This window comes from Sulfurospirillum sp. UCH001 (genome assembly GCF_001548035.1).
In the GTDB taxonomy this organism is placed as follows: Bacteria; Campylobacterota; Campylobacteria; order Campylobacterales; family Sulfurospirillaceae; genus Sulfurospirillum.
This window is the reverse complement of the sequence record NZ_AP014723.1, coordinates 905,239-926,703: the sequence shown is the minus strand read 5'-3', so window position 1 is coordinate 926,703 and position 21,465 is coordinate 905,239. Positions and strand designations below refer to the sequence as shown.

17 protein-coding genes are annotated in these 21,465 nt (G+C 40.3%); 9 read left to right on the top strand and 8 right to left on the bottom strand.

All coding sequences use genetic code 11. The features are described from left to right. The first annotated feature begins 104 nt into the window (after positions 1–104). Together UCH001_RS04575 and UCH001_RS04570 are read left to right on the top strand one after the other, a co-directional pair. Positions 105–482, top strand: coding sequence for a helix-turn-helix transcriptional regulator (locus UCH001_RS04575; RefSeq protein WP_067174862.1), 378 nt, complete (start codon positions 105–107; stop codon positions 480–482). Beyond that, positions 469–2,499, top strand: coding sequence for a heavy metal translocating P-type ATPase (locus UCH001_RS04570; RefSeq protein ID WP_067174861.1), 2,031 nt, complete (start codon positions 469–471; stop codon positions 2,497–2,499). The genes UCH001_RS04575 and UCH001_RS04570 overlap by 14 nt, the downstream gene beginning before the upstream one ends. Positions 2,500–2,537: 38 nt before the next feature. Here the strand turns inward: UCH001_RS04570 and UCH001_RS04565 are convergent, their stop codons facing one another. Genes UCH001_RS04565 through UCH001_RS04555 form a run of 3 tightly spaced genes read right to left on the bottom strand, consistent with a single transcriptional unit; the run spans position 2,538 to position 3,813 of the window. Then, the gene (locus UCH001_RS04565; RefSeq protein ID WP_067174859.1) at positions 2,538–2,852 is read right to left on the bottom strand and encodes a multidrug efflux SMR transporter; all 315 of its coding nucleotides are present in this window, start codon (positions 2,850–2,852) and stop codon (positions 2,538–2,540) included. Beyond that, positions 2,852–3,199 (bottom strand): multidrug efflux SMR transporter, encoded by a 348-nt coding sequence (locus tag UCH001_RS04560; RefSeq protein WP_067174857.1) that lies wholly within the window; start codon positions 3,197–3,199, stop codon positions 2,852–2,854. Before UCH001_RS04560 ends, UCH001_RS04565 begins: the two co-directional genes overlap by 1 nt. Next, on the bottom strand, positions 3,196–3,813 hold the full coding sequence (locus tag UCH001_RS04555) for a TetR/AcrR family transcriptional regulator (RefSeq protein WP_067174854.1): 618 nt from the start codon (positions 3,811–3,813) through the stop codon (positions 3,196–3,198). Before UCH001_RS04555 ends, UCH001_RS04560 begins: the two co-directional genes overlap by 4 nt. 209 nt (positions 3,814–4,022) lie before the next feature. On the opposite strand from UCH001_RS04555, the gene UCH001_RS04550 reads away from it, so the two are divergent. The 7 genes from UCH001_RS04550 to UCH001_RS04520 all read left to right on the top strand — a co-directional run bounded on the left by UCH001_RS04550 (position 4,023) and on the right by UCH001_RS04520 (position 12,011). Then, positions 4,023–5,636 carry a methyl-accepting chemotaxis protein gene (locus UCH001_RS04550; protein WP_067174851.1) on the top strand — a complete coding sequence of 538 codons (1,614 nt, stop codon included), beginning with the start codon at positions 4,023–4,025 and terminating at the stop codon, positions 5,634–5,636. A gap of 109 nt (positions 5,637–5,745) precedes the next feature. Continuing rightward, positions 5,746–7,101, top strand: a complete 1,356-nt coding sequence (locus UCH001_RS04545) for a hypothetical protein (protein WP_067174849.1) — start codon at positions 5,746–5,748, stop codon at positions 7,099–7,101. Between the two features lie 223 nt (positions 7,102–7,324). Beyond that, on the top strand, positions 7,325–8,698 hold the full coding sequence (locus UCH001_RS04540; RefSeq protein ID WP_067174847.1) for a circularly permuted type 2 ATP-grasp protein: 1,374 nt from the start codon (positions 7,325–7,327) through the stop codon (positions 8,696–8,698). Further along, positions 8,695–9,357, top strand: a complete 663-nt coding sequence (locus tag UCH001_RS04535; protein ID WP_067174845.1) for an alpha-E domain-containing protein — start codon at positions 8,695–8,697, stop codon at positions 9,355–9,357. The genes UCH001_RS04540 and UCH001_RS04535 overlap by 4 nt, the downstream gene beginning before the upstream one ends. Further along, positions 9,341–10,126, top strand: a complete 786-nt coding sequence (locus tag UCH001_RS04530) for a transglutaminase family protein (RefSeq protein WP_082705667.1) — start codon at positions 9,341–9,343, stop codon at positions 10,124–10,126. The genes UCH001_RS04535 and UCH001_RS04530 overlap by 17 nt, the downstream gene beginning before the upstream one ends. After that, positions 10,123–11,070 carry a M14 family metallopeptidase gene (locus UCH001_RS04525; RefSeq protein ID WP_067174841.1) on the top strand — a complete coding sequence of 316 codons (948 nt, stop codon included), beginning with the start codon at positions 10,123–10,125 and terminating at the stop codon, positions 11,068–11,070. Before UCH001_RS04530 ends, UCH001_RS04525 begins: the two co-directional genes overlap by 4 nt. Further along, positions 11,067–12,011 carry a M14 family metallopeptidase gene (locus UCH001_RS04520; protein ID WP_067174839.1) on the top strand — a complete coding sequence of 315 codons (945 nt, stop codon included), beginning with the start codon at positions 11,067–11,069 and terminating at the stop codon, positions 12,009–12,011. Before UCH001_RS04525 ends, UCH001_RS04520 begins: the two co-directional genes overlap by 4 nt. A 62-nt stretch (positions 12,012–12,073) precedes the next feature. Here the strand turns inward: UCH001_RS04520 and UCH001_RS04515 are convergent, their stop codons facing one another. The 5 genes from UCH001_RS04515 to UCH001_RS04495 form a co-directional block, all read right to left on the bottom strand. Beyond that, positions 12,074–12,649, bottom strand: a complete 576-nt coding sequence (locus UCH001_RS04515) for a hypothetical protein (RefSeq protein ID WP_067174837.1) — start codon at positions 12,647–12,649, stop codon at positions 12,074–12,076. 128 nt (positions 12,650–12,777) lie between these two features. Next, positions 12,778–17,244, bottom strand: a complete 4,467-nt coding sequence (locus UCH001_RS04510; protein ID WP_067174836.1) for a retention module-containing protein — start codon at positions 17,242–17,244, stop codon at positions 12,778–12,780. A 112-nt stretch (positions 17,245–17,356) separates the two neighbouring features. Then, positions 17,357–17,971 carry a response regulator transcription factor gene (locus UCH001_RS04505; RefSeq protein ID WP_067174835.1) on the bottom strand — a complete coding sequence of 205 codons (615 nt, stop codon included), beginning with the start codon at positions 17,969–17,971 and terminating at the stop codon, positions 17,357–17,359. Between the two features lies 1 nt (position 17,972). Then, positions 17,973–19,298: an HlyD family type I secretion periplasmic adaptor subunit gene (locus tag UCH001_RS04500; protein ID WP_067174834.1), complete on the bottom strand. Its 1,326-nt coding sequence runs from the start codon at positions 19,296–19,298 to the stop codon at positions 17,973–17,975. After that, positions 19,295–21,463 carry a type I secretion system permease/ATPase gene (locus UCH001_RS04495; RefSeq protein ID WP_067174828.1) on the bottom strand — a complete coding sequence of 723 codons (2,169 nt, stop codon included), beginning with the start codon at positions 21,461–21,463 and terminating at the stop codon, positions 19,295–19,297. The genes UCH001_RS04500 and UCH001_RS04495 overlap by 4 nt, the downstream gene beginning before the upstream one ends. Positions 21,464–21,465 lie beyond the last annotated feature (2 nt).

Sequence of the window (21,465 nt, the reverse complement as noted above, 5' to 3'; positions counted from 1 at the left end):
TTTTTTGAGTTTGGCTATCATTTTAAGCATACTCTAATGTGAGTTGCTTTAATATATGAGCAATTGTTCATATGAACATTTATATAATTTTAAAAGGATGAAAAATGGGCGATGAATTTTGCAGTTGCGATATTGTGCATGATAACATCATCGAAATGGTCAAACAAAAGATGCCCCAAGAGGAGAAGCTGTACGACCTCGCTGAACTCTTTAAAGTCTTTGGTGACACGACACGTGTGAAGATCATCTCGGCACTGTTTGAAGCAGAGATGTGCGTGTGTGACATCGCAGAGCTTTTAAGTATGACACAGTCTGCCATTTCACACCAACTTCGCGTCCTTCGCCAAGCAAGGCTTGTAAAACACCGCAAAGAAGGCAAAGTTGTCTTTTACTCTTTGGACGATGAACACATCAAAACCATTTTCAATCAAGGCTTAGAACATATATTAGAACCACGAGGATATGAGTATGCAATTTCATAAAACTGCACCCGAACCAGAAGTGTGCGACACCACAACAGGAAGCTGTTGCTCAAGGTGTAAACCAGCCATTCCACAACATCATAGTCATAGCCATGATCATGACCACGATCACGAGCATAGTCATGACCATGACGACCATCATCACCACGGATTAGGTGATTCTAGTTTGAAAGAGATGCTGACATCGTGGCATTTCATCACGTTTTGTATAGGAACAGTGCTTTTTATCGCTGCCCTACTGATGGACGAAAGCAATCCTTTGATGTTCTGGACATACCTCATTAGCTTCTTCTTAGTCGGTGGCGAAATCTTATATATGGCGCTGACGAACCTTTTTAAAGGGCATCTATTTGATGAAAACTTTTTGATGGGTCTTGCAACGGTTGGTGCCTTTAGCATTGGCGAATACCCAGAAGGTGTCTCGGTCATGCTCTTTTTCCGCATTGGTGAGTTTTTCCAAGACTTAGCGGTCGATCGTTCTCGTAAATCCATCACGAAACTGATGGACATTCGACCTGATTTCGCAAACCTTCAAACGGCATATGGTGAAGAGAAAGTCAGCCCAAATGATGTCAGTGTGGGTAGTCGCATCATCGTAAAACCAGGTGAGAAAATTCCACTCGATGGCATCATCATTGAGGGTCGTTCTACACTTGACACCTCTGCCCTCACAGGTGAATCTCTTCCAAAAGAGGTTAATAAAAACGATGAAGTGCTCTCAGGCACGATCAATAAAACGGGTGTACTCATTGTTGAAACCACAAAACTCTTCTCAGAGTCTACCGTTTCAAAAATCTTAGACCTTGTGCAAAATGCAAGTTCCAAAAAGGCTAAAACAGAGCAGTTCATCACGCAGTTTGCAAAGTACTATACGCCATTTGTCGTTATCTCCGCTGCTTTGCTTGCGTTCTTGCCACCTCTTTTGATGGAAGATGCACTTCTTAGCGAATGGTTTAGACGCTCTTTGGTTTTCCTTGTTGTCTCCTGCCCATGTGCGCTTGTCGTTTCCATTCCCCTTAGCTTCTTTGGAGGCATCGGTGGTGCGTCTAAAAATGGTATCTTAGTCAAAGGTGGAAACTTCCTTGAAGCACTGAACAGTGTCGATACCGTTGTTTTAGATAAAACAGGAACGCTTACAAAAGGTGTCTTTAGCGTCACCTCCATTACCGCACTTCAAGGATACAGTGAAGAGGATGTACTACGCCTTGCAGCCTTAGCTGAGATGCACTCAAACCATCCTATCGCTCTTTCAATCAAGCGTGCCTACACGAAGCCTTTAGAAGCAGTTGTGAGCTCGTATGAAGAGCTAGCAGGCTATGGTGTAAAAGCGCTCATTGATGGCAAACGTGTCCTAGCAGGAAATGGTAAACTTCTCTTAGATCAAAACATTAAACATGAGGTGCTTTCAACACCAGATACCATTGTTTACATCGTTGTTGAGGGTATTTTAGCGGGTTACCTTACCATCGCGGATGAGCCAAAAGAAGACAGTGAAAGAGCCATTTTAGCCCTTAAAGCGCTAGGTATCAAAGAGATTGTCATGCTCACAGGCGACAATAAAGAGACAGCAAAAAAAGTAGCTACTGAGCTTGGTATCACACAGGTTGAAGCAGAGCTCTTACCGCATCAAAAAGTACAAAAACTTGAAGAGATCATGGCGCGAAAAAGTGGCAAAGGTAAAACGGTCTTTGTGGGTGATGGCATTAATGACGCCCCTGTACTCGCACGTTCAGACATTGGAATTGCTATGGGTGGTGTAGGCTCTGATGCCGCCATTGAAGCAGCCGATGTGGTCATCATGACCGATGAGATTAGTAAAGTAGCTACTGCGCTTAAAATCGCTCGAAAAACACACGTCATCGTATGGCAAAATATCATCTTTGCACTCGGAGTCAAAGGGGCTATTTTGATTATGGGAGCATTTGGTGTTGCTACCATGTGGGAAGCGGTTTTTGGTGATGTGGGCGTTGCACTCATTGCCGTTCTTAACGCGACACGTGTCTTAACACACAAATAAATACTTTATAGATGCCCTATTTTAGGGCATCTTCTCTTTTATGCTGTCAGTTTTAATCCCATAACACTCACGATAATCATCGCTAAAAAACCTATACGTTTCCACTCTCTTGACTCACCATAAAATGCCATACCTACAAGAGCGCCCCCAACACCGCCGATGCCTGTCCATATGGCATAGGTAAGTCCCATAGGCAGCGTGTTCATAGCATACGATAAACAAAAAAGGCTACATGCAAAACCTAGAGCAATTAAAACAATGATTTTCCACTCTTTTCGTTTTTTATAAATATTGAGCATTGCAACACCAAAAACTTCAAAACATCCTGCAAATATAAGTGCTATCCAATCCATTAAGCGTGTACCTTTTCAATACTCACATCGTGCTCTTCTGTAATCATCTTAAGCCCAATCACACCTAAGAGTAAAAGTGCAATTAAAAGAATTTTCACAACACCGAGCGTTTCACCAAAAAACAGTGTATCTATCACAATTGTGCCAACCGTACCAATACCTGTAAATACAGTATAGGTCGTTCCAATAGGAAGCTTTTTACCAGCAAACGTCAACAACACAAATGTCGTAACAATACATGAAGCCGTGCCTATCCATTCAAAAGGGTTAGAAGCATGCTTCAAACCAATAACCCACAACACTTCAAACACTGTCGCTACAAAAATAGCCATCCAGTATAGATTCATTTTTTCTTTCCTTCATTGTCCAGTTTAAGTAGCGCATCTAGCATGACCAAATACTCACTAAAATAGACTTTCATGTCGTAATTGTCATTCATCAATGCGTGCAGATACATCCCATCCGCAGTCGCAATCAGACTGCGTGCCAGTTTTTTAGCATTTTGAGGTACGTATCCTTTTTCAATCAACTCATCAAAAATCTCTTCAATATATGAAAAGAGTAACTGGTAAAATTCTGTATTGAGTTGTTTTATTGCGCTGTTATCGGCATTGACATACAAATGAAAGGTGCTCTTTAACAACCTATCTAAATCCGCAAATCTTGGCTCTACATTGCCCAAAAAAAAGGCAAAAAAAGTGTTCATTTTGTCTAAAAACGTTGATTTTGATTTTGTCTGTTCATACGTATAGGCAAATGCTTCATAACACTTCTGATCGATCGTCTTACAGATCAATGCCTCTTTTGTTTTAAAGTAATAATAAAACTGTCCTTTTGACATCTGCAGCGAATCAATAAACTTGTTAAGCGAAAAATGGTTGATGCCATTTTTTAACAACTCTTCATACGCTTTTTCGCAAATGTACTCGAGTTTATCGTCTACATTGACCTTCTTTGGCATAAAACTCCTTTAAATAAACCAGTGGTCTAATTATAATGATTCACTACTTTTATTTTAATTAAACCACTAGTCTATATAGAATGATCCACTTTGTACTTTTTGTGAGATACTGCATAATGTTATTTTTTCTTGACAAATTATAATTTTGCAACGCATATGTCACACTCAAAGGTTATTATTTTACTCAAGAAACAAAAAGGAGTATCCCCATGAATATCTCAAAACAGTTAATGACCATGTTAGGCTTGTCGCTACTTGGGTTCATTCTTATTTTTAGTATTAGTCTCTCAAAAATGGATCAAGTCTTTGAAAAAACAAATACCTGTAATGTTAACTCATTACCCAGCATCCTCGTGATGGATGATTTGTTGCAAGGGATATATCGTATTCGACTGATTCTTTGGGAAACAACGACATCAGATTCTCATGATGCAAATGAATTTCAAAAGCTAATGGAACGTTACAAAACCGTTAAAACAAAGTTTGATAAAGACTATAAAAGCTATGAGCTTTTACTTTCCGATGCCAAAGATAAAGAACTCTATGAAAAAGAGGGAAAGCTCTTCGCCCAGTACAGCCTTGTTGTTGACCAAATTCTAAAATTATCCAGCGAAGGTAAATTATCGGATGCAAAAAGTCTATTTCTTGCCAATCGTCCTATAGCCCAAGAGCTTTTAAAAACTTTTGAAGATCACATGGACTACAATCAAGTCCTTGCATCACAAGATGCTAAAATTGCTGTGGAAACAAAGCAAAGTGCAACATTTTGGATGATTATTATTGCTTTAATTATCTCAACTTCTGTGATAGCGTTAAGCGTTTTGATCCGCAAGAACATCATGGATGGCGTACACTTGATACGAGACAGTATCACAAACTTTGTACGCACTAAAGAGCTTCGCTTTAGAATTACCTATGCTAAACAAAATGAAATTAAAGAGATTGTAGATAGCTTTAATGACTTGGTCAATACCTTAGAGCATACCATTACTGATGCTAAAACATCTTCCAATGAAAATGCATCGGTTTCACATGAACTCAGTACCACCAGTATGCAAATAGGAAGAAATGCAGAACAAAGCTCAAGTATTGTTGAAAATACCATTCATGAGATTGATACGATTAAATCCTTTGTACAACAGACAGCTAAACTCTCAGAAGGAATGAAAGAAGAGATCACCGATGCAGGTAAAAAACTAAACCATGCACAAGATGAAATCATTGCATTACGTAATGAAGTGGATCAAGCCAGTGAAGCTGAAACTGCCCTTGCAGGACAGTTAGAACAGATGAGTAAAGATGCAGAACAAGTTAAACAGATTCTTACGGTGATCTCAGATATTGCAGATCAAACAAACTTACTTGCACTTAATGCTGCTATTGAAGCAGCAAGGGCGGGAGAACATGGACGAGGATTTGCAGTGGTTGCTGATGAAGTACGAAAACTAGCAGAGCGAACACAAACTTCTCTTACTGAGATTAATGCTACGATCAATATCATTGTTCAATCGATTGTGAACTCCTCAGATCAAATGAATAGAAATGCTAAAAACATTCAAAGACTCTCCACTGTTTCAAGTACTGTTGAGAGTACTATTGTAGGAACAACGAAAGTCATGCACAATAGTATTGCCTCTGTCACGCAAAGTGCACAAAACTCATTAAAGATTGCACACGATACCGATAAAATTGTAGAGATGGTTTCTAACATTAACACCTTAACCTCTCAAAATGCCAGAAGTGTTGAGGAAATCGCTGCTGCTGCTGATCATCTCTCTAGGTTGTCAGAGAGTCTAAACCAAAAGCTCAACCAATTCCAATAAAGAGAAAGCGGCTTAGTCCGCCTTCTCTCTTACACTACTACTCTTTTTTCATCAGCATTTCTTGAAAACTCTTTGATAAAATAACACATCTGATTTTTCGGAAGTATGAATGCAAAAAATCTGTAAGTATGCCATCTTGGGCATTACGTTTCTTCATGTACTGCACATCATTACCCCTTTGTATGAGAATATCCTTGCGTGTTTGACACTGGTTTTATTTCTTTTTGGGCTTCCTGCTCAAAAAAAAGGCTTTCGCACCATTACGCTTCTTTTTTTACTTTTTGGTATTGGCATCTTGATCGCGTATAAACTCCCTTTTTCTATTTGGGTCAGTTCACTCAATTCCATGACCAACATTATCGCGATTATTGTCGTTATGCAGCTTTTTGCCCTTCCTATCGAAGTGGGAGAGTACAGCGATGCTGTCGAGTATTGGCTGAAGCGTTTGTTTCAAAAAGAGAGTTCTTTGTACCTCTTTGCCATGGTTGTCACCAATCTGTTTTCAAGCTTCTTACTTTTTGGTACCGTTCCCGTGATGGTTGCCCTTTTTGATAAAGCCCTAAAGAACAGCATTTCCGAATATAAACGTTTTTTTGCGACTGCCATTATGCGTGGTTACACGCTGGTGCTTTTTTGGGCACCCGGTGCTGTGATGATTCTCTTAGTCATGCAAGTCACACATATTACATGGTCACAGCTTTTTATTCCTGGTCTTATCATAAGCATCATTGGGCTTCTGACCTCTTATGTGATTGAACACTTTTCTGGGCTCAACAAGCCTATTTTAACGCACATTTCTGCCCCACTCACCATCACACAAAACGAAGCAACACACAAGTCTTTTCACATCATTCTTGTCATTTTAGGACTTATCTCATCAATCTCTCTTTTTGAGATGCTCTCCATTGGCACCAGCACAGGAAGAATTCTGCTTGCTGGATTTCTTGTCTCAAGCATTTGGATTCTTTACTATATAAGACATGCTAAGCTTAAAGAGGTTGCTGCGCTTTATTGGCAAGGAGGCATTACGCAAGCAACTGATTTTTCGCTCTTTTTTATTGCTATAGGACTTTTTGCAGGAGCAGTAGATCATAGTGGCGTTTTAGAACATATCCAACCTTTACTGCAAGAGAGTGTGAATCAGCTGGGAGTTTTTGCCTTGCTGATTATTCCTGTCGTATTTATCGCTATTGCAGTATGTGGAATTCATCCTTTTGTACTGGTAGTCATGCTTGGCAAAATTCTTTTAGCCTTAACATTACCACTCAATCATGTCTCCATAGCTTTAATTTTAATGCTCTCCTCTGCTATCGCATTTATCATCTCCCCATTTGCAGGAATGTCGCTGATGACAGCGAAATTTTTGCATGTCACGCCCTTTGATGTTTCAATTCGCTGGAATCTTCTTTTTTGTCTCATTTTCCTCATAGAAGGTCTCATTTTTGCCTACGTGTGGTCGCTCTAAAGAACTGATTAAAAAATAGGCAGAAAACTGCCTTTTTACTCACTTTCTCTGCTTAATTTTGTGCTAAACTACTTTTATGACATTAAAAATTCATTCTGCAAAAAGGAAAAGCACCAAAGGTGTGCGGGCATTCTGCCGAAGAAAACTTAGTGTTAGCGTAGTTTTTAAAGCTTTGCTTTAAAAGCGTGTCAAGATTGAGTAAAAAAGGGCAAAGGTACAGGTTATGATTGAGTCACACAGTCCACATTATGATGCTTTTAAAAGCATTTTAAACACTATAGATACCAAACGCGTCCAAGAGTTACTCGCTTACATGAACACCGAAGCGATTAACTTCAACCTTTTCAAAAATAATGCTTTTATTGAGCGTAAATTTCCATTTGACATTATTCCTCGTATCGTTCCACCTGAGGAGTTTGCATACCTTGAAAAAGGAATTGGACAACGCATTTACGCACTCAATCTCTTTTTAGAAGATATCTACGGAGCACAAAAAATTCTCAAAGACGGCATCATTCCTAGCGAATTTGTCTTCTCATCCAAAGCCTATCTTCCCGCTTTTGCGAACACACCTGTGGCGAAGAACATTCGTGTACACATCAGTGGCATTGACCTTGTCAAAAACAGTGTTGGCGATGGTTGGGTCGTGCTAGAAGATAACCTCAGAGTGCCTAGTGGTGTGAGTTATCCACTCTCACTTCGCATGCTCACACGCAAAGTGTTTCCTGAGTTTTTTGAAAAACTGCCTATTCAAAGGGTGCATGACTATCCAAAACGTTTGGAAAAAGCGATGGAGTATGTCAATCGTGGGGGCATCAATGTCATCTTAACACCAGGGCGTTATAACTCTGCTTTTTACGAACACTCTTATTTAGCCAAAGAAAGCGGAGCGATTTTAGCATCAGGAGATGACTTAGTCGTGGAGAAAGACAAGCTTTACCTTAAAACATACAGTGGCAAAAAAGCGCGTGTTGGGGCGGTTTATCGAAGACTTGATGATGAAGCGCTCGATCCTATCGAGTTCAATCCAGACTCACTCATCGGTGTTTCTAACATCACACAAGTGTATCGCTCTGGTAATGTAGCGATTATGAACAGCATAGGAAACGGCATTGCCGATGATAAGGGCATCTACTACTTTGTACCTGAGATGATTCGCTACTACATGAAAGAAGAACCGATTTTACAAAATGCACCAACCTATCTTGCCTTTTTTGAGAAAGATCGCAACCATATCTTGCAAAATATGCGTAACCTTGTCATCAAAGATGTTGCAGAAGCGGGTGGATATGGCGTTGTCTTTGGCTCAAAACTGACCAAAAGTGAACGTGAGAAACTTAAAAGCGCTATTATCGCTGAACCTCGCCGCTTTATCGCGCAAGAAGTGATAGAATTTTATGATATCGAATGCCTTGATGAAAATGGAACTCTCTCTCCTCGCAAGGCTGATTTACGTATGTTTTCCATCTATGGAGAGGATATTTTTGTCTGGCCAGGCGGACTCACACGCTTTGCGATGGATCCGAGCAGTTACATCGTCAACTCCTCACAAGGTGGCGGGTTTAAAGATACATGGATATTAAAGGAGAGCAAATGATACTTATCTCACCTAAAACAGCCGAAAACCTTTACTGGATGGGGCGTTATATCCAAAGAGCAGAAACCATGACACGTCTTGTGATCTCCCTTTTCGATAAAATCCTCGATGAGGACTTTGATGATGCAAAAAATTTCTATGCAAGGCTTGGAATTGCAATGGATTATGATTCTTCGCAAGCATTTTTAAGACAAAGCGTTTTTGAGGTAGAACATGCCAGTCTTATCTCTGTCATTCATTATGCAAGAGAAAATGCGATTTTAACACGATCTCACCTCTCAAACCGTATGTTTAGCCGTATCAATGCTCTCTATCTTGCCTATCAAAAGGCAAAAGAAGAAAGAGTGGTTTCCCTTTTCTGGCTAGAGTCAACGCTCAAAGAACTTGATGCCATTTGGGGAAATTTAGAGCTTTCCTTAGTCGAAGCCAAAGAATCTCCTCTTATTCAGTTTGGAAAAGTGGTAGAGAGAATGGATCTGAATATCCGTATGTATGACAGCATCGAAGCAGCACTTTTGGATGTGGAAAAGCTCAACATCATTGCAGAGAAGATAAGACCAAACCACAAGCATGTCGCTCTTTCATCAAGCAACAAATACAAAACATTAGAAAAAATAAATTCTATTTACGGAACACTTGCCTATGTCTCTGAGAGTTAATTTTTCATACGCGTTTACGCTCAACTTCAAAGAGTCCGTACGTAAGCATGCCTTTTGCTTGCGTATGCTTCCCCTCAGTAATGGCGTACAAACCTTGCTGGATTGGGAACTTCACATCAACAATGATGTGCCATTCTTTTTGAGTCATGATGGTTTTGGCAATGCCCTACTCTTTGGAACGATTGAAAAATCACACCGTAATTTTGAAGCGGTGCTCAAAGGCAGTGTGGCATTTCATGGAAGTTATCAGTACAAAGATAACGAAAATGCTGCGTTGTACTTACATCCAACCACACTCACGCCTTTTTCACCTCTTGCGCGTGATTATGTGGAGACCTTGATGCTTCCTCAATCGCCTCTTAGTTTAGCGAAAATGCTTAACCAAACCATTTTCCAAAACTTCGAGTATTTAGCAGGTGTTTCAACGACCTCCTGTGATGCCGATGCCCTACTTTTGCGCCATCATGGAGTCTGTCAAGACTTTAGTCATTTGCTCATTACGCTACTTCGCCTAAGCCACATTCCCGCACGCTATGTGGCGGGATTTATCGATGGTGAGGGTGAAAGTCATGCGTGGGTGGAAGCGCTTATTGATGGGTATTGGAGAGGATTTGACCCCACCAATGGGATCATGTTAGAACATCAGCCTTACATCAAAATTGCACATGGACGAGATTTTATGGACTGCCGCCTCAACCGTGGTGTATTTATAGGCAAGAGCCAACAAAACTTATACGTCAACGTGACCGTTGCAAGGGAGGAGCAATGATAGAAGAAGTTTTTAGTGTAAAACTCCCTGTGGATGAGACGTTAAAGCTCAAACGAAACCGTTTCAATCCACCCGATATCACCACATCTACAAAGCGTATCTCTATCGTCACAGGAACGCATGGCGATGAGCTTGAGGGGCAGTATGTGTGTTATCTGCTCATCAAGTGGCTTAGGGAAAATCCAAAAAAGATTAAAGGTATTGTAGATATTTACCCTGCCATGAATCCTATGGGCATCGATAGTATCAACCGTCATTTTCCTTTTTACGATGTTGACCTCAATCGTACATTTCCAGGTCATACCGCAGATTTTCTGCCTGCGCAAGTGGCAAGTGCTATTGTGGAAACGGTGAAAGGCAGTGACTTTGCCATTGATATTCATGCGAGCAATATCTTCCTAAAAGAGCTACCACAAGTACGTATCAGTCGCTCAAATGCGCATGAGCTTGTTCCCTTAGCTGAGAAAATCGGCATTGATTTTATCTGGGTGCATGACGCTGTAACCGTTTTAGAGTCAACCTTTTCGCACGCCATGAATTCCATTGGCACTAAAACCCTTGTGGTGGAAATGGGTGTTGGTATGCGCATCACCAAAGAGTATGGAGAAAATCTTGCCAATGGATTGCTCAATTTTATGGCACATGTAGGCATCATCGATGAACCAGTGCATCCTTGTAAAACGTCCATCTCAACTCAAAACTCAGAGGTGCATTTCATCAATGCCTCTGAGGCAGGGATATTTATACCAACCCTAGAGCATAACGTCATGGTAAAAAAAGGTGAGAAACTAGGCGAAATCATTGACCCATTAGAAGGCATCATAAAAGAGCGTTTACTAAGTCCTTGTGATGGGCTTTTGTTCACCATCAGAGAGTACCCTGTCGTGTATGAAGGCTCTTTGCTTGCACGCATTTTAGAAAATCCATGTGAGGTGAATGAATGAGAGAAGAGATACTGTGCGAAATTACCTCACTCAGCCGTGAGCCACTTCGTATCAAAGGGTTTCGTTTTGGCATTCCCAACAGCAAACCAAGCTGCGTTATCGTAGGACCACTTACAGGAACTGCTATCGACCAACTGTGGGTTGCCTCCAGACTGGTACGCTTTTTACGCCAGCAAGAACTGGAAAACCCCACCTTCATTAAAGGCGAAATCTTAGTCGTTCCAGCAGTCAATCCTTACTCATTTAACATGGGTAAAACCTTCTGGCCTATGGACAATACCGACATTGATGCGATGTTCCCCGGCTACAACAAAGGCGAAACTACTCAGCGCATCGCAGCGAAGCTGTTTGAAAAAATCAATCATTTTGACTATGCCGTCCTTCTTGAAGCACGCAAAGATCGTGTGGAGTGCATTCCTTATGTTAAAGTGCTTCGTACAGGATATGAAGATGTGAATGAAGCACAAGCGTTTGGACTCGAATTTATCCACTACAAAGACCCAACGCCTAGCGATACTGTTTCACTCAATTATAACTGGCAAATCTGGAATGCAAAGTCTTTTTCCATCATCTCAGGTAAAAAAGGTACGCTTAGAAAAATAGAGTCGACGAAAGTATTTGATGCTCTGATTCGCTTTTTGGCTAAAAAAGGAATCATAGAATACAGTGCTTTTGAGGGAGCCGTAGGGAACATCATCACCAGTGAGGATATGGAAGTGGTTAAAAGCAGTTCCGCAGGGCTTTTTGATGCTCTCGCACCCATTGGTGAACACGTGGTACACGGTCAACCTTTAGCACGCATCTATAACGCACTCGATGGCTCACTGCTACAAACCATCATTTCTCCCTGTGAAGGGATTATTTCGTGTAAATACGACTATCCGCTCATTTTTCAAAATGCGGTGGCATTTCGCATCGTAAAATTAACGTTGCCACACTAATTATATTGACTTTATCATCGCGTTAAGCACCTGCATAAGGCTTACGCGATGCAGTATACTTTTTAAAAGTACGTATGAAGAAGATCGAGTTTTAGACTATGATCGGCAGTGTCATAATAAGTAGCGCTTGTATGCATACTGCTGTAATCTGAAAAAACTGCATAAGAAGATGAACTAAGAGAAGTAGAAGGAGATGCTTCACCAAAAATTTTTAAAATTTCATTGTTCTTTTCTGTGAGATCTAAGATATCTGCAGGATTGATAGAAAGATGCGTGTTATTTGGTATTATGTCTAAAGTATCTGACGCTAAGTTGTGATGGAATGAAGAAAGATTGCTAAAGTGCACACCTCCATCTTCACTGATGAGATACGAATGCTTTTCAGACAGAGCATCCGATTCAAATCCTTCATCAGAGGCATAAAGACTTTTATCAAGGACAACAACATTATTACCGCCTAAAAAGATATGGCGACCATCTGTTAAGACAAGTAATACATGAGAATCTCCACCAACCGTACTGATAGTTTCTTCTGAGTTGATGTTATCCCCTACTTTTAAAATTCTCTCTTGTCCTACACTGTTCTTTGCGATAACAACACCACTAATTTCTTTGATAATTCCAACCGAAAATGCCATAAAAAATTCCCTTGATAACTATTGAATAAAAATAACACCATGTCTTATGTACATCAGTACACTTTATATATAGATTGTATCAAATGTAGGCTACAAAAAAATTTAAGGAGGGAAAGTTCCCTCCTTTTTTAATCAAAGTCAGTATGGACAATTGTATCTTGAATGTCGACCATAACTTTGGTGACACCATCATCCAAAGTGCCTTCATAACGCGTAAAGCCATCATCGACTCCTGTTTGGTCAGCGACGACTGCCCATGGAGAATCACCACCCGTAATGGTACTAGCAACACTATCATCACTATCACCAATAATTTTCAAAATCGTGCTGGCATTATCTGTGATATCAAAGACATCGTTTGGATTAAGATTGATGATTGAAACATCTGCTTTAGAAAGATCCAAGACTTCGATATTTTCAATTTTTGCGTCATCAATTGCACTAAAATCCATAACTGCATCTTTGACCAATAGTGTATCAACACCAATACCACCATCTGCTTGAGTATCATGGCTATCGTATGTTAGAGTATCATTGTCCGCTCCACCATACATAGAATCCACTCCAAGTCCACCATCCAAATGGTCATTACCACTGTCACCATAGAGGGCATCATCACCGCTATCGCCATAAAGGGCATCATCGCCTATACCTCCATGGAGGGCGTCATTGCCAGCGTAGCCCTGCATCAGATCATCACCTGTTGATCCATAGAGCTCATTATCGCCCGTTGTGCCACTGATTTCATTCAATGCTGTTTGCGTTGTCGTCGCATAGTCAGTAGCATCCCAAGAAGTGACACTGCTTGTAATCGCATTGATTTCATCGACAGTCATGTAATGGTCTGTTGTAAAGGTTACTGTCGCATCAGGATCAACACTATAATATCCATCGGTTGCGCTTTGGATAACCCCATTTTCATACACGACAGCATCCATTGGTAATGTTGATTGATCAATCAACACTTGACTCAATGTTTCGTTACTATCGGTCACTGCTGCTGCGATATTGATGTTGTATTCAACGGCAATATCGGAGATTAAGCTCACGCTGTCGATCTTAAATTCAGCATTTTTATCGTTACTGGTTGCAAAATTATCAATGCGAACGGTATTGAAGTACTCATCCGCACTGAGCTCCAAATGAACAGGTGTATTGTTGGCAGTTGGAAGTAAAGTATCGATCAAGACTTCCTTAACCACAACACCATCTCTAAGGAAGACAATGCGTCCATCATCAACACTCGTTTTATAACTCTTAATATCAATAGCCGCTGTTTTAGTATAACCATCAAAGACAATATTACCAGTTGTACTACCAGCATTAAGATGTCCATTGAAAACAGGTGCTGGGTATTCTGGACTAATGATGACATCGCCTTGAGAAACACTCACATCTAACAATGGAGCATCTGCAACAGGTGTTACATTTATCGTAACATCTTGTGTATCAGTCATACCACTAGTATCTGTAACCGTAAACATGAACTCGATACCACTACCACTGTAGTTTGTACTTGGTATAAACGTATAGGTTCCATTGTGATTATCAATCAGTGTACCATTAGCATTATCGACCAATGTTACGTTATTGATACTTAAAATATCATTAGAGTCGATGTCTGTTGCATTTGCAAGAAGCTGCGCATCCGTAATGATAATTGGCGTATCTTCTGCTGTTGTAAAGACTTTTGACTCTGCCATTGGACCATCGTTTGTACCGATAATATTGACAGTGACACTGCTCGTTGTTCCATCGATACTAGCAACACTAAAGGTATCACTAATGGTATCACCCGCATTAAGTGAGTCATAACTCTCATTAGCAACATAGCTCCATGTGCCATCTGCGGCGATTGAGAAGGTACCATACGTTCCTGCCACATTGGTTTGTGCCACATACGCTGCTTCTCCATCATCCACATCGGTAACCGTAAGTGTTCCGCCTGTACTAAGCACTGCATTGGTCTCATCAAGGCTTACAGTTGCGCTACTTAGAATTGCTGTATCATTGGTTCCTACAATGGTTACTTGAACACTGCTCGTTGTTCCATCGATACTAGCAACACTAAAGGTATCACTAATGGTATCACCCGCATTAAGTGAGTCATAACTCTCATTAGCAACATAGCTCCATGTGCCATCTGCGGCGATTGAGAAGGTACCATACGTTCCTGCCACATTGGTTTGTGCCACATACGCTGCTTCTCCATCATCCACATCGGTAACCGTAAGTGTTCCGCCTGTAGTAAGGACTGCATTGGTCTCATCAAGGCTTACAGTTGCGCTACTTAGAATTGCTGTATCATTGGTTCCTACAATGGTTACTTGAACACTGCTCGTTGTTCCATCGATACTAGCAACACTAAAGGTATCACTAATCGTATCACCGGCATTAAGTGAGTCATAACTCTCATTAGCAACATAGCTCCATGTGCCATCTGCGGCGATTGAGAAGGTACCATACGTTCCTGCCACATTGGTTTGTGCCACATACGCTGCTTCTCCATCATCTACGTCAGTCACAGTGAGTGTTCCGCCTGTAGTAAGGACTGCATTGGTCTCATCAAGGCTTACAGTTGCGCTACTTAGAATTGCTGTATCATTGGTTCCTACAATGGTTACTTGAACACTGCTCGTTGTTCCATCGATACTAGCAACACTAAAGGTATCACTAATCGTATCACCGGCATTAAGTGAGTCATAACTCTCATTAGCAACATAGCTCCATGTGCCATCTGCGGCGATTGAGAAGGTACCATACGTTCCTGCCACATTGGTTTGTGCCACATACGCTGCTTCTCCATCATCTACGTCAGTCACAGTGAGTGTTCCGCCTGTACTAAGGACTGCATTGGTCTCATCAAGGCTTACAGTTGCGCTACTTAGAATTGCTGTATCATTGGTTCCTACAATGGTTACTTGAACACTGCTCGTTGTTCCATCGATACTAGCAACACTAAAGGTATCACTAATGGTATCACCCGCATTAAGTGAGTCATAACTCTCATTAGCAACATAGCTCCATGTGCCATCTGCGGCGATTGAGAAGGTACCATACGTTCCTGCCACATTGGTTTGTGCCACATACGCTGCTTCTCCATCATCCACATCGGTAACCGTAAGTGTTCCGCCTGTAGTAAGGACTGCATTGGTCTCATCAAGGCTTACAGTTGCGCTACTTAGAATTGCTGTATCATTGGTTCCTACAATGGTTACTTGAACACTGCTCGTTGTTCCATCGATACTAGCAACACTAAAGGTATCACTAATGGTATCACCCGCATTAAGTGAGTCATAACTCTCATTAGCAACATAGCTCCATGTGCCATCTGCGGCGATTGAGAAGGTACCATACGTTCCTGCCACATTGGTTTGTGCCACATACGCTGCTTCTCCATCATCTACGTCAGTCACAGTGAGTGTTCCGCCTGTACTAAGGACTGCATTGGTCTCATCAAGGCTTACAGTTGCGCTACTTAGAATTGCTGTATCATTGGTTCCTACAATGGTTACTTGAACACTGCTCGTTGTTCCATCGATACTAGCAACACTAAAGGTATCACTAATCGTATCACCGGCATTAAGTGAGTCATAACTCTCATTAGCGACATAGCTCCATGTGCCATCTGCAGCGATTGAGAACGTACCATAGGTTCCTGCCACATTGGTTTGTGCCACATACGCTGCTTCTCCATCATCTACGTCAGTCACAGTGAGTGTTCCGCCTGTAGTAAGGACTGCATTGGTCTCATCAAGGCTTACAGTTGCGCTACTTAAGATGGCAGGGTCATTAACAGGAGTTACATTAATAAATACCGTATATGTATTTTCTCCACCATTTCCATCATTAATGGTATAGGTAAAACTATCTGGTCCATTATAATTTTCATTTGGTGTATAAGTATACGTACCATCAGCATTGACCACAACAGTACCATTGGTGGTAGCATCAGCAAGCGCATACGTAATTGCATTGCCATCGGCATCTGTTGCAACAGGAAGTGCACTTGTAATACTTGTATCTTCTTTGGTGATGACTTCTAGATCGCTGCCTAAAGGTGGAGTATTGACAATAGGTGTTACAGCGCCGGTTGGAGCTGTATACGTTACATCTCCTGCACCTGTGCCGCCTATGGTACGATAATCTGCAACGACATTACTTTCGTTACCACCCGTAACATAACGTGCCATCGCATTGGTTGACATTTCACCGCCAACAGTGGCACCACCTTCACCCGCAGCAGTAGGTTGAAGTTCATTGATATCTTTACCTTCTAATAAAGCCGCTTGTAGTTCTTCAACACTTTTACCAGAGACCACATTATCCATTGTTTTACCCGCGACAACGGCTTCCTCACCAAATGACTCCGCGACATAGACACTTTTGTCGAGGAAAACAGCATCGTTTCCATCTAAAACGATCTCCTGACCATTATTGAGGCCTAAAACGATATGTGAACCTGCACCAATAGTACGGATATTGTCTTCAAAAAAGACAGTATCACCTACTTTCAAAACACGATCTTCTCCTTGTGAATTCTTCGCCATCACAAGGCCGCTCATTTGCTTAATTGTTCCTATAGAGAGTGCCATGATTGCCTCCTTTTTTTGTTGTTAGAGACATACTAACACAAAAGAAAAAGAGCGTCTATTGTACCAATGGGTAATTAAATCTTATAAAAATATAAGCTTATAAGATTAATTTTTAGAGAAGCAGTGCAAGAGCTAAACGATCTTTTACACCAATTTTTTCGTAGATGGAACTAAGGTGTGCCTTAACCGTGCGCTCAGTAGTACCTTCACGTGTAGCAATCTCTTTGTTACTAAGTCCTTCTTTAATTAAAAGAGCCACTTCACGTTCTTTATGAGAGAGCTTTTCTAGCAAATCATGCCTAACATGTAGAGATGTTTTTTGTGACGCGAGTGTTTGAATCATTGTTTGAATAAAATCAGGATAGAGCCAAATGTCACCATTCTTCACAACTTTCAACGCCTCTTGAAGGTGAATAGGTGCCATATGTGTATTACCATAAGCTTTGATACCAAACTTCAAAAATATAGAGCCTTGTGTGTAGTTTGGCTTGTGACTAAAGACCATTGTTTTAACATAAGGATATTCTGTTTGTAACAAATCTAGAAAACCTTCCATACCATCATCATCATAATGTCTCTCTTCAAGCAATAAAACAACATTAGATGTTACAGTCTGTAAAAGTGATAAGAGTGCTTTTTCATGATGACATATATGAATTTCTTCAGATTTTAAAGCACTTTGCCATGATTGAATAACTTCAGGATGAGAAGAGTAAAGGATTACCATATCAACGCTCCCTCAATGCATTCTGTTTGGCTTTTAAAATTGGTTTGAGCAAATAATCTAAAACGGTTTTTTTACCTGTTAAAATATCAACCGTTGTGGTCATACCAACCATCAATGCCAATGGTTTTTCAGGTGTTCCTAGATGATTTTTATCGGTTTTAATATGTACCAAATAATAACTTTCTCCTCTATCATTCGTAATAGTATCTGCGCTGATAAAGACCAATTTACCTTTAAGTCCGCCATAAATTGAAAAATCATAGGCTGTAAATTTGACCGTTGCATCAAGACCGAGCCTTAAAAAAGCAACATCAGAAGGCTTAATTTTTGCCTCTATTAAAAGCGTATCTTCGGTTGGTACAATTTCCAAAATATTCATACCAGGTTTGACAACGCCTGAAACAGTATTGACCAGCAATTGTTTAATCGTCCCATCAACTGGAGCGCGAACAAGTGTTCTTTGTACCCTATCTTCTAAGCTAGTATGCACTTCTTGAAGACGAGACATTTCAGCAACAGCTTCATTGAGCTCTTTTTTAGCACGATTTTTAAAATTTAGCTCAGCCTCACCACGTTTACTTTTTACTTCTAAAATGGCTGATTGAACTCTTGGGATAGCAAGTCTTGTTGTTTGCAATTCACCTTGAATATTATTGGTTTGGCGCTTTAACTGTAAAAATTCCATCTCAGAAACCAATCCTTTTTTAACAAGTGGTTCCATGATAGATAGCTCTCGTTTTACCAACTCGTAACTATTTTGTAATTGCGATACTTTGGATTCTAACTCCGTAAGCTCATTCTCTTTTTGTCGTGCTTGTTCTTGCAAAATTTGAATATTTTTTAACAATTGTTCTTGATTAGAGTCGTATAAACTTTTTTCATATGCGATTTGCTTTTGCATTTCTGGACTTGTATCGTTATTGATAGAAAATGGTTGGGCATTGGCTTCTGCTTCAAGCCTCATCGATTTTGCTTTTAACTCAACATAGCGTAGTCTGCTCTCACCAAAGGAACTTGCAAAATTTTTATCATCAATTCTAAGAAGAACTTGCCCTTTTTTAACGTTATCACCCTCTTTGACAAGAATTTCAGAGACAATTCCACCCTCCAAGTTTTGAATCACCTGCAACTGTTGTGTCGGAATAACTTTTCCTTCGCCTCTTGTTAATTCATCCACTTCAGCAATACTTGCCCAAAGAATAACCCAAAATACAGCAATCGCTATAACCCACAGAATCTTACGAGAAGAACTCGGTGCTTTTTGCAACACTGCCTCACTAAGACTCGACATAAACTCTAAATCATTTTCATCATAATATTTTTTCATGGCTGTTTCGCTCCACCCAGTTTCGCTAAAACATCCTCTTTTTTGCCATCTAAGAGAATTTGACCATTGTCTATGACAATTAAACGATCAACCAAATCTAGAAGGGACATTTTGTGCGTTACCAAAATAGTGGTTTTATCTTTAATTGCTTCGTGTAAAAGGTGTTTTATGCGTCCCTCAGAAGTGTTATCCAATGAATTGGTTGGTTCATCTAAAAGCATAATAGGTGCATTCACTAAAAATGCTCTTGCAATGGCGATACTTTGTCTCTGTCCTCCTGAGACACCATCTCCTCTTTCCAAAACTGGCATATCAAACCCTAAAGGATGTCCATCGACAAACTCATCAACACCACCAATTTTTGCTACTTTTAAGATGGTCTCATCATCCACATAAGGCGCTTTATAGACGATGTTTTCACGTACTGTACCGTGAAATAACACTACGTCTTGTGGTACATAACCGATGTTTTTACGCAAATCAACAGGATCAATCTGATTGATATCAATCCCATCAATTAAAACAGAACCGCTATCGGGTGCATAAAGCCCTAAAATGAGTTTTTCAACAGTTGTTTTACCTGAGCCATTACGCCCTAAGATACCCACTTTTTCTCCCGCATTGATTTTAAACGAGATATTTTCCAAAGCATGTTTATTGCTCTCGGGATACGCAAAAGAGACATTTTTAAACTCAATACGTCCTGTAAAGCGCTCACGTCTGACAAATTTTTTGCCTTCAGGTCTTTCAACAGGAAGTTGCATAATGTTATCAAGTGCTCTGTATGCTGTACGTGTCTGCTCAAAATTGGCAATGAGTGCAGCAACCTGTCCCATAGGAGCAATCGCACGTGAAGATAAAATCACAGCGGCAATAAGCCCACCCATGGTCAATTCAACCTCTTTGATCATATAAACGCCAATTAAAATGACAATGACGGTATTGAGCTGAACTAAAAAAGAGGTAATAGTCGTAATAGAGTTCGATAAAACTTTAGATTTTAGACCACGATTAGCAATCTCACCACTGGCCTCTTCCCACTTCCACTGAGCATGTCCACCAGCCGAGAGTGTTTTAATCGTCTCGATGGCATTCAGGCTCTCTATCAAAATACCATTTTTTATAGCAGAAGCTGCATAGGTACTTTGGATACTTTGCTGTAATGGGTTTTTGACCATAAAGGTATAGAGTAAAATAATCCATGTTAAGACAAGAGGTACAAACATCAAATTACCAGCAATAAAGTGGATCACCACTAAAAACATCAGTGCAAAAGGCAAGTCAATCAAAGCTGTTAACGTTGAGGATGTAAAGAAGTTGCGTATAGCGTCAAAATCACGCAAATTGCTTGCGAAGGCACCAACAGATTTTGGTCGTGCCGCCATCTTGAGGTCCATTACTTTTTCAAAGAGGATAGATGACATAATGACATCACTTTTTTTGCCTGCAATTTCAAGAAAGTAAGAACGCACAAACTTTAAAACAATGTCTAAAATATACACAACAAACAGACCTAAGGAGAGTACCCACAATGTCTCTGTTGCATTGTTTGGGATGACTCTATCGTAAACATTCATCGTAAACAATGGACTGGCTAAGACAAAAAGATTTACCACAAATGAAGCCAAAATAACATCAAAATAGATCTGTTTAGAACGCACCAATGTTCCCCAGAACCAATTGCTTCCGGCATTTTCTAAAACCTTATCTCTACCTTCTTGAGACATAAACTCTTTTTTAAGGAGAAAACAAAATCCTAAATACTCTTGCTCTAATGTCTCTACATTAACCCAATTTTCGCCCTCTCCCATATCGGGATGAATAATCTTTGCTTTTTTATGTGATTCATCAAAACTCTCTAAAATAACAGCTCCACGATTTTTCAGAAGCAATATACAAGGTAAAATCAATGGAGAAAGATCGGAGAGATCTTTTTGTACCAACTTTGTAAGAAATCCTGCACGCTTTGCTGCACGTGAGAAAAGTGATTTGGAGCCACCTTTAAGAGAAAAAAGTTCCACAGAACTAAATCCATTTTCAATAGGCAAGCCTGCCATGAGCGCTTCTGCGCTATAAGGGACATTGTAGAGTTTAGTAAAAAGAACTAAACACGACAATAATGGATCGAGTTTATAGGTAGGTTTAACTTCGACTTGTGATTCCATAA

Excerpts from the sequence above, each read along its gene's own strand:
- UCH001_RS04575 (WP_067174862.1), top strand. The coding sequence starts at position 105 with ATGGGCGATGAATTTTGCAGTTGCGATATTGTGCATGATAACATCATC.
- UCH001_RS04570 (WP_067174861.1), top strand. The coding sequence starts at position 469 with ATGCAATTTCATAAAACTGCACCCGAACCAGAAGTGTGCGACACCACA.
- UCH001_RS04565 (WP_067174859.1), bottom strand. The coding sequence starts at position 2,852 with ATGGATTGGATAGCACTTATATTTGCAGGATGTTTTGAAGTTTTTGGT.
- UCH001_RS04560 (WP_067174857.1), bottom strand. The coding sequence starts at position 3,199 with ATGAATCTATACTGGATGGCTATTTTTGTAGCGACAGTGTTTGAAGTG.
- UCH001_RS04555 (WP_067174854.1), bottom strand. The coding sequence starts at position 3,813 with ATGCCAAAGAAGGTCAATGTAGACGATAAACTCGAGTACATTTGCGAA.
- UCH001_RS04550 (WP_067174851.1), top strand. The coding sequence starts at position 4,023 with ATGAATATCTCAAAACAGTTAATGACCATGTTAGGCTTGTCGCTACTT.
- UCH001_RS04545 (WP_067174849.1), top strand. The coding sequence starts at position 5,746 with ATGCAAAAAATCTGTAAGTATGCCATCTTGGGCATTACGTTTCTTCAT.
- UCH001_RS04540 (WP_067174847.1), top strand. The coding sequence starts at position 7,325 with ATGATTGAGTCACACAGTCCACATTATGATGCTTTTAAAAGCATTTTA.
- UCH001_RS04535 (WP_067174845.1), top strand. The coding sequence starts at position 8,695 with ATGATACTTATCTCACCTAAAACAGCCGAAAACCTTTACTGGATGGGG.
- UCH001_RS04530 (WP_082705667.1), top strand. The coding sequence starts at position 9,341 with ATGTCTCTGAGAGTTAATTTTTCATACGCGTTTACGCTCAACTTCAAA.
- UCH001_RS04525 (WP_067174841.1), top strand. The coding sequence starts at position 10,123 with ATGATAGAAGAAGTTTTTAGTGTAAAACTCCCTGTGGATGAGACGTTA.
- UCH001_RS04520 (WP_067174839.1), top strand. The coding sequence starts at position 11,067 with ATGAGAGAAGAGATACTGTGCGAAATTACCTCACTCAGCCGTGAGCCA.
- UCH001_RS04515 (WP_067174837.1), bottom strand. The coding sequence starts at position 12,649 with ATGGCATTTTCGGTTGGAATTATCAAAGAAATTAGTGGTGTTGTTATC.
- UCH001_RS04510 (WP_067174836.1), bottom strand. The coding sequence starts at position 17,244 with ATGGCACTCTCTATAGGAACAATTAAGCAAATGAGCGGCCTTGTGATG.
- UCH001_RS04505 (WP_067174835.1), bottom strand. The coding sequence starts at position 17,971 with ATGGTAATCCTTTACTCTTCTCATCCTGAAGTTATTCAATCATGGCAA.
- UCH001_RS04500 (WP_067174834.1), bottom strand. The coding sequence starts at position 19,298 with ATGAAAAAATATTATGATGAAAATGATTTAGAGTTTATGTCGAGTCTT.
- UCH001_RS04495 (WP_067174828.1), bottom strand. The coding sequence starts at position 21,463 with ATGGAATCACAAGTCGAAGTTAAACCTACCTATAAACTCGATCCATTA.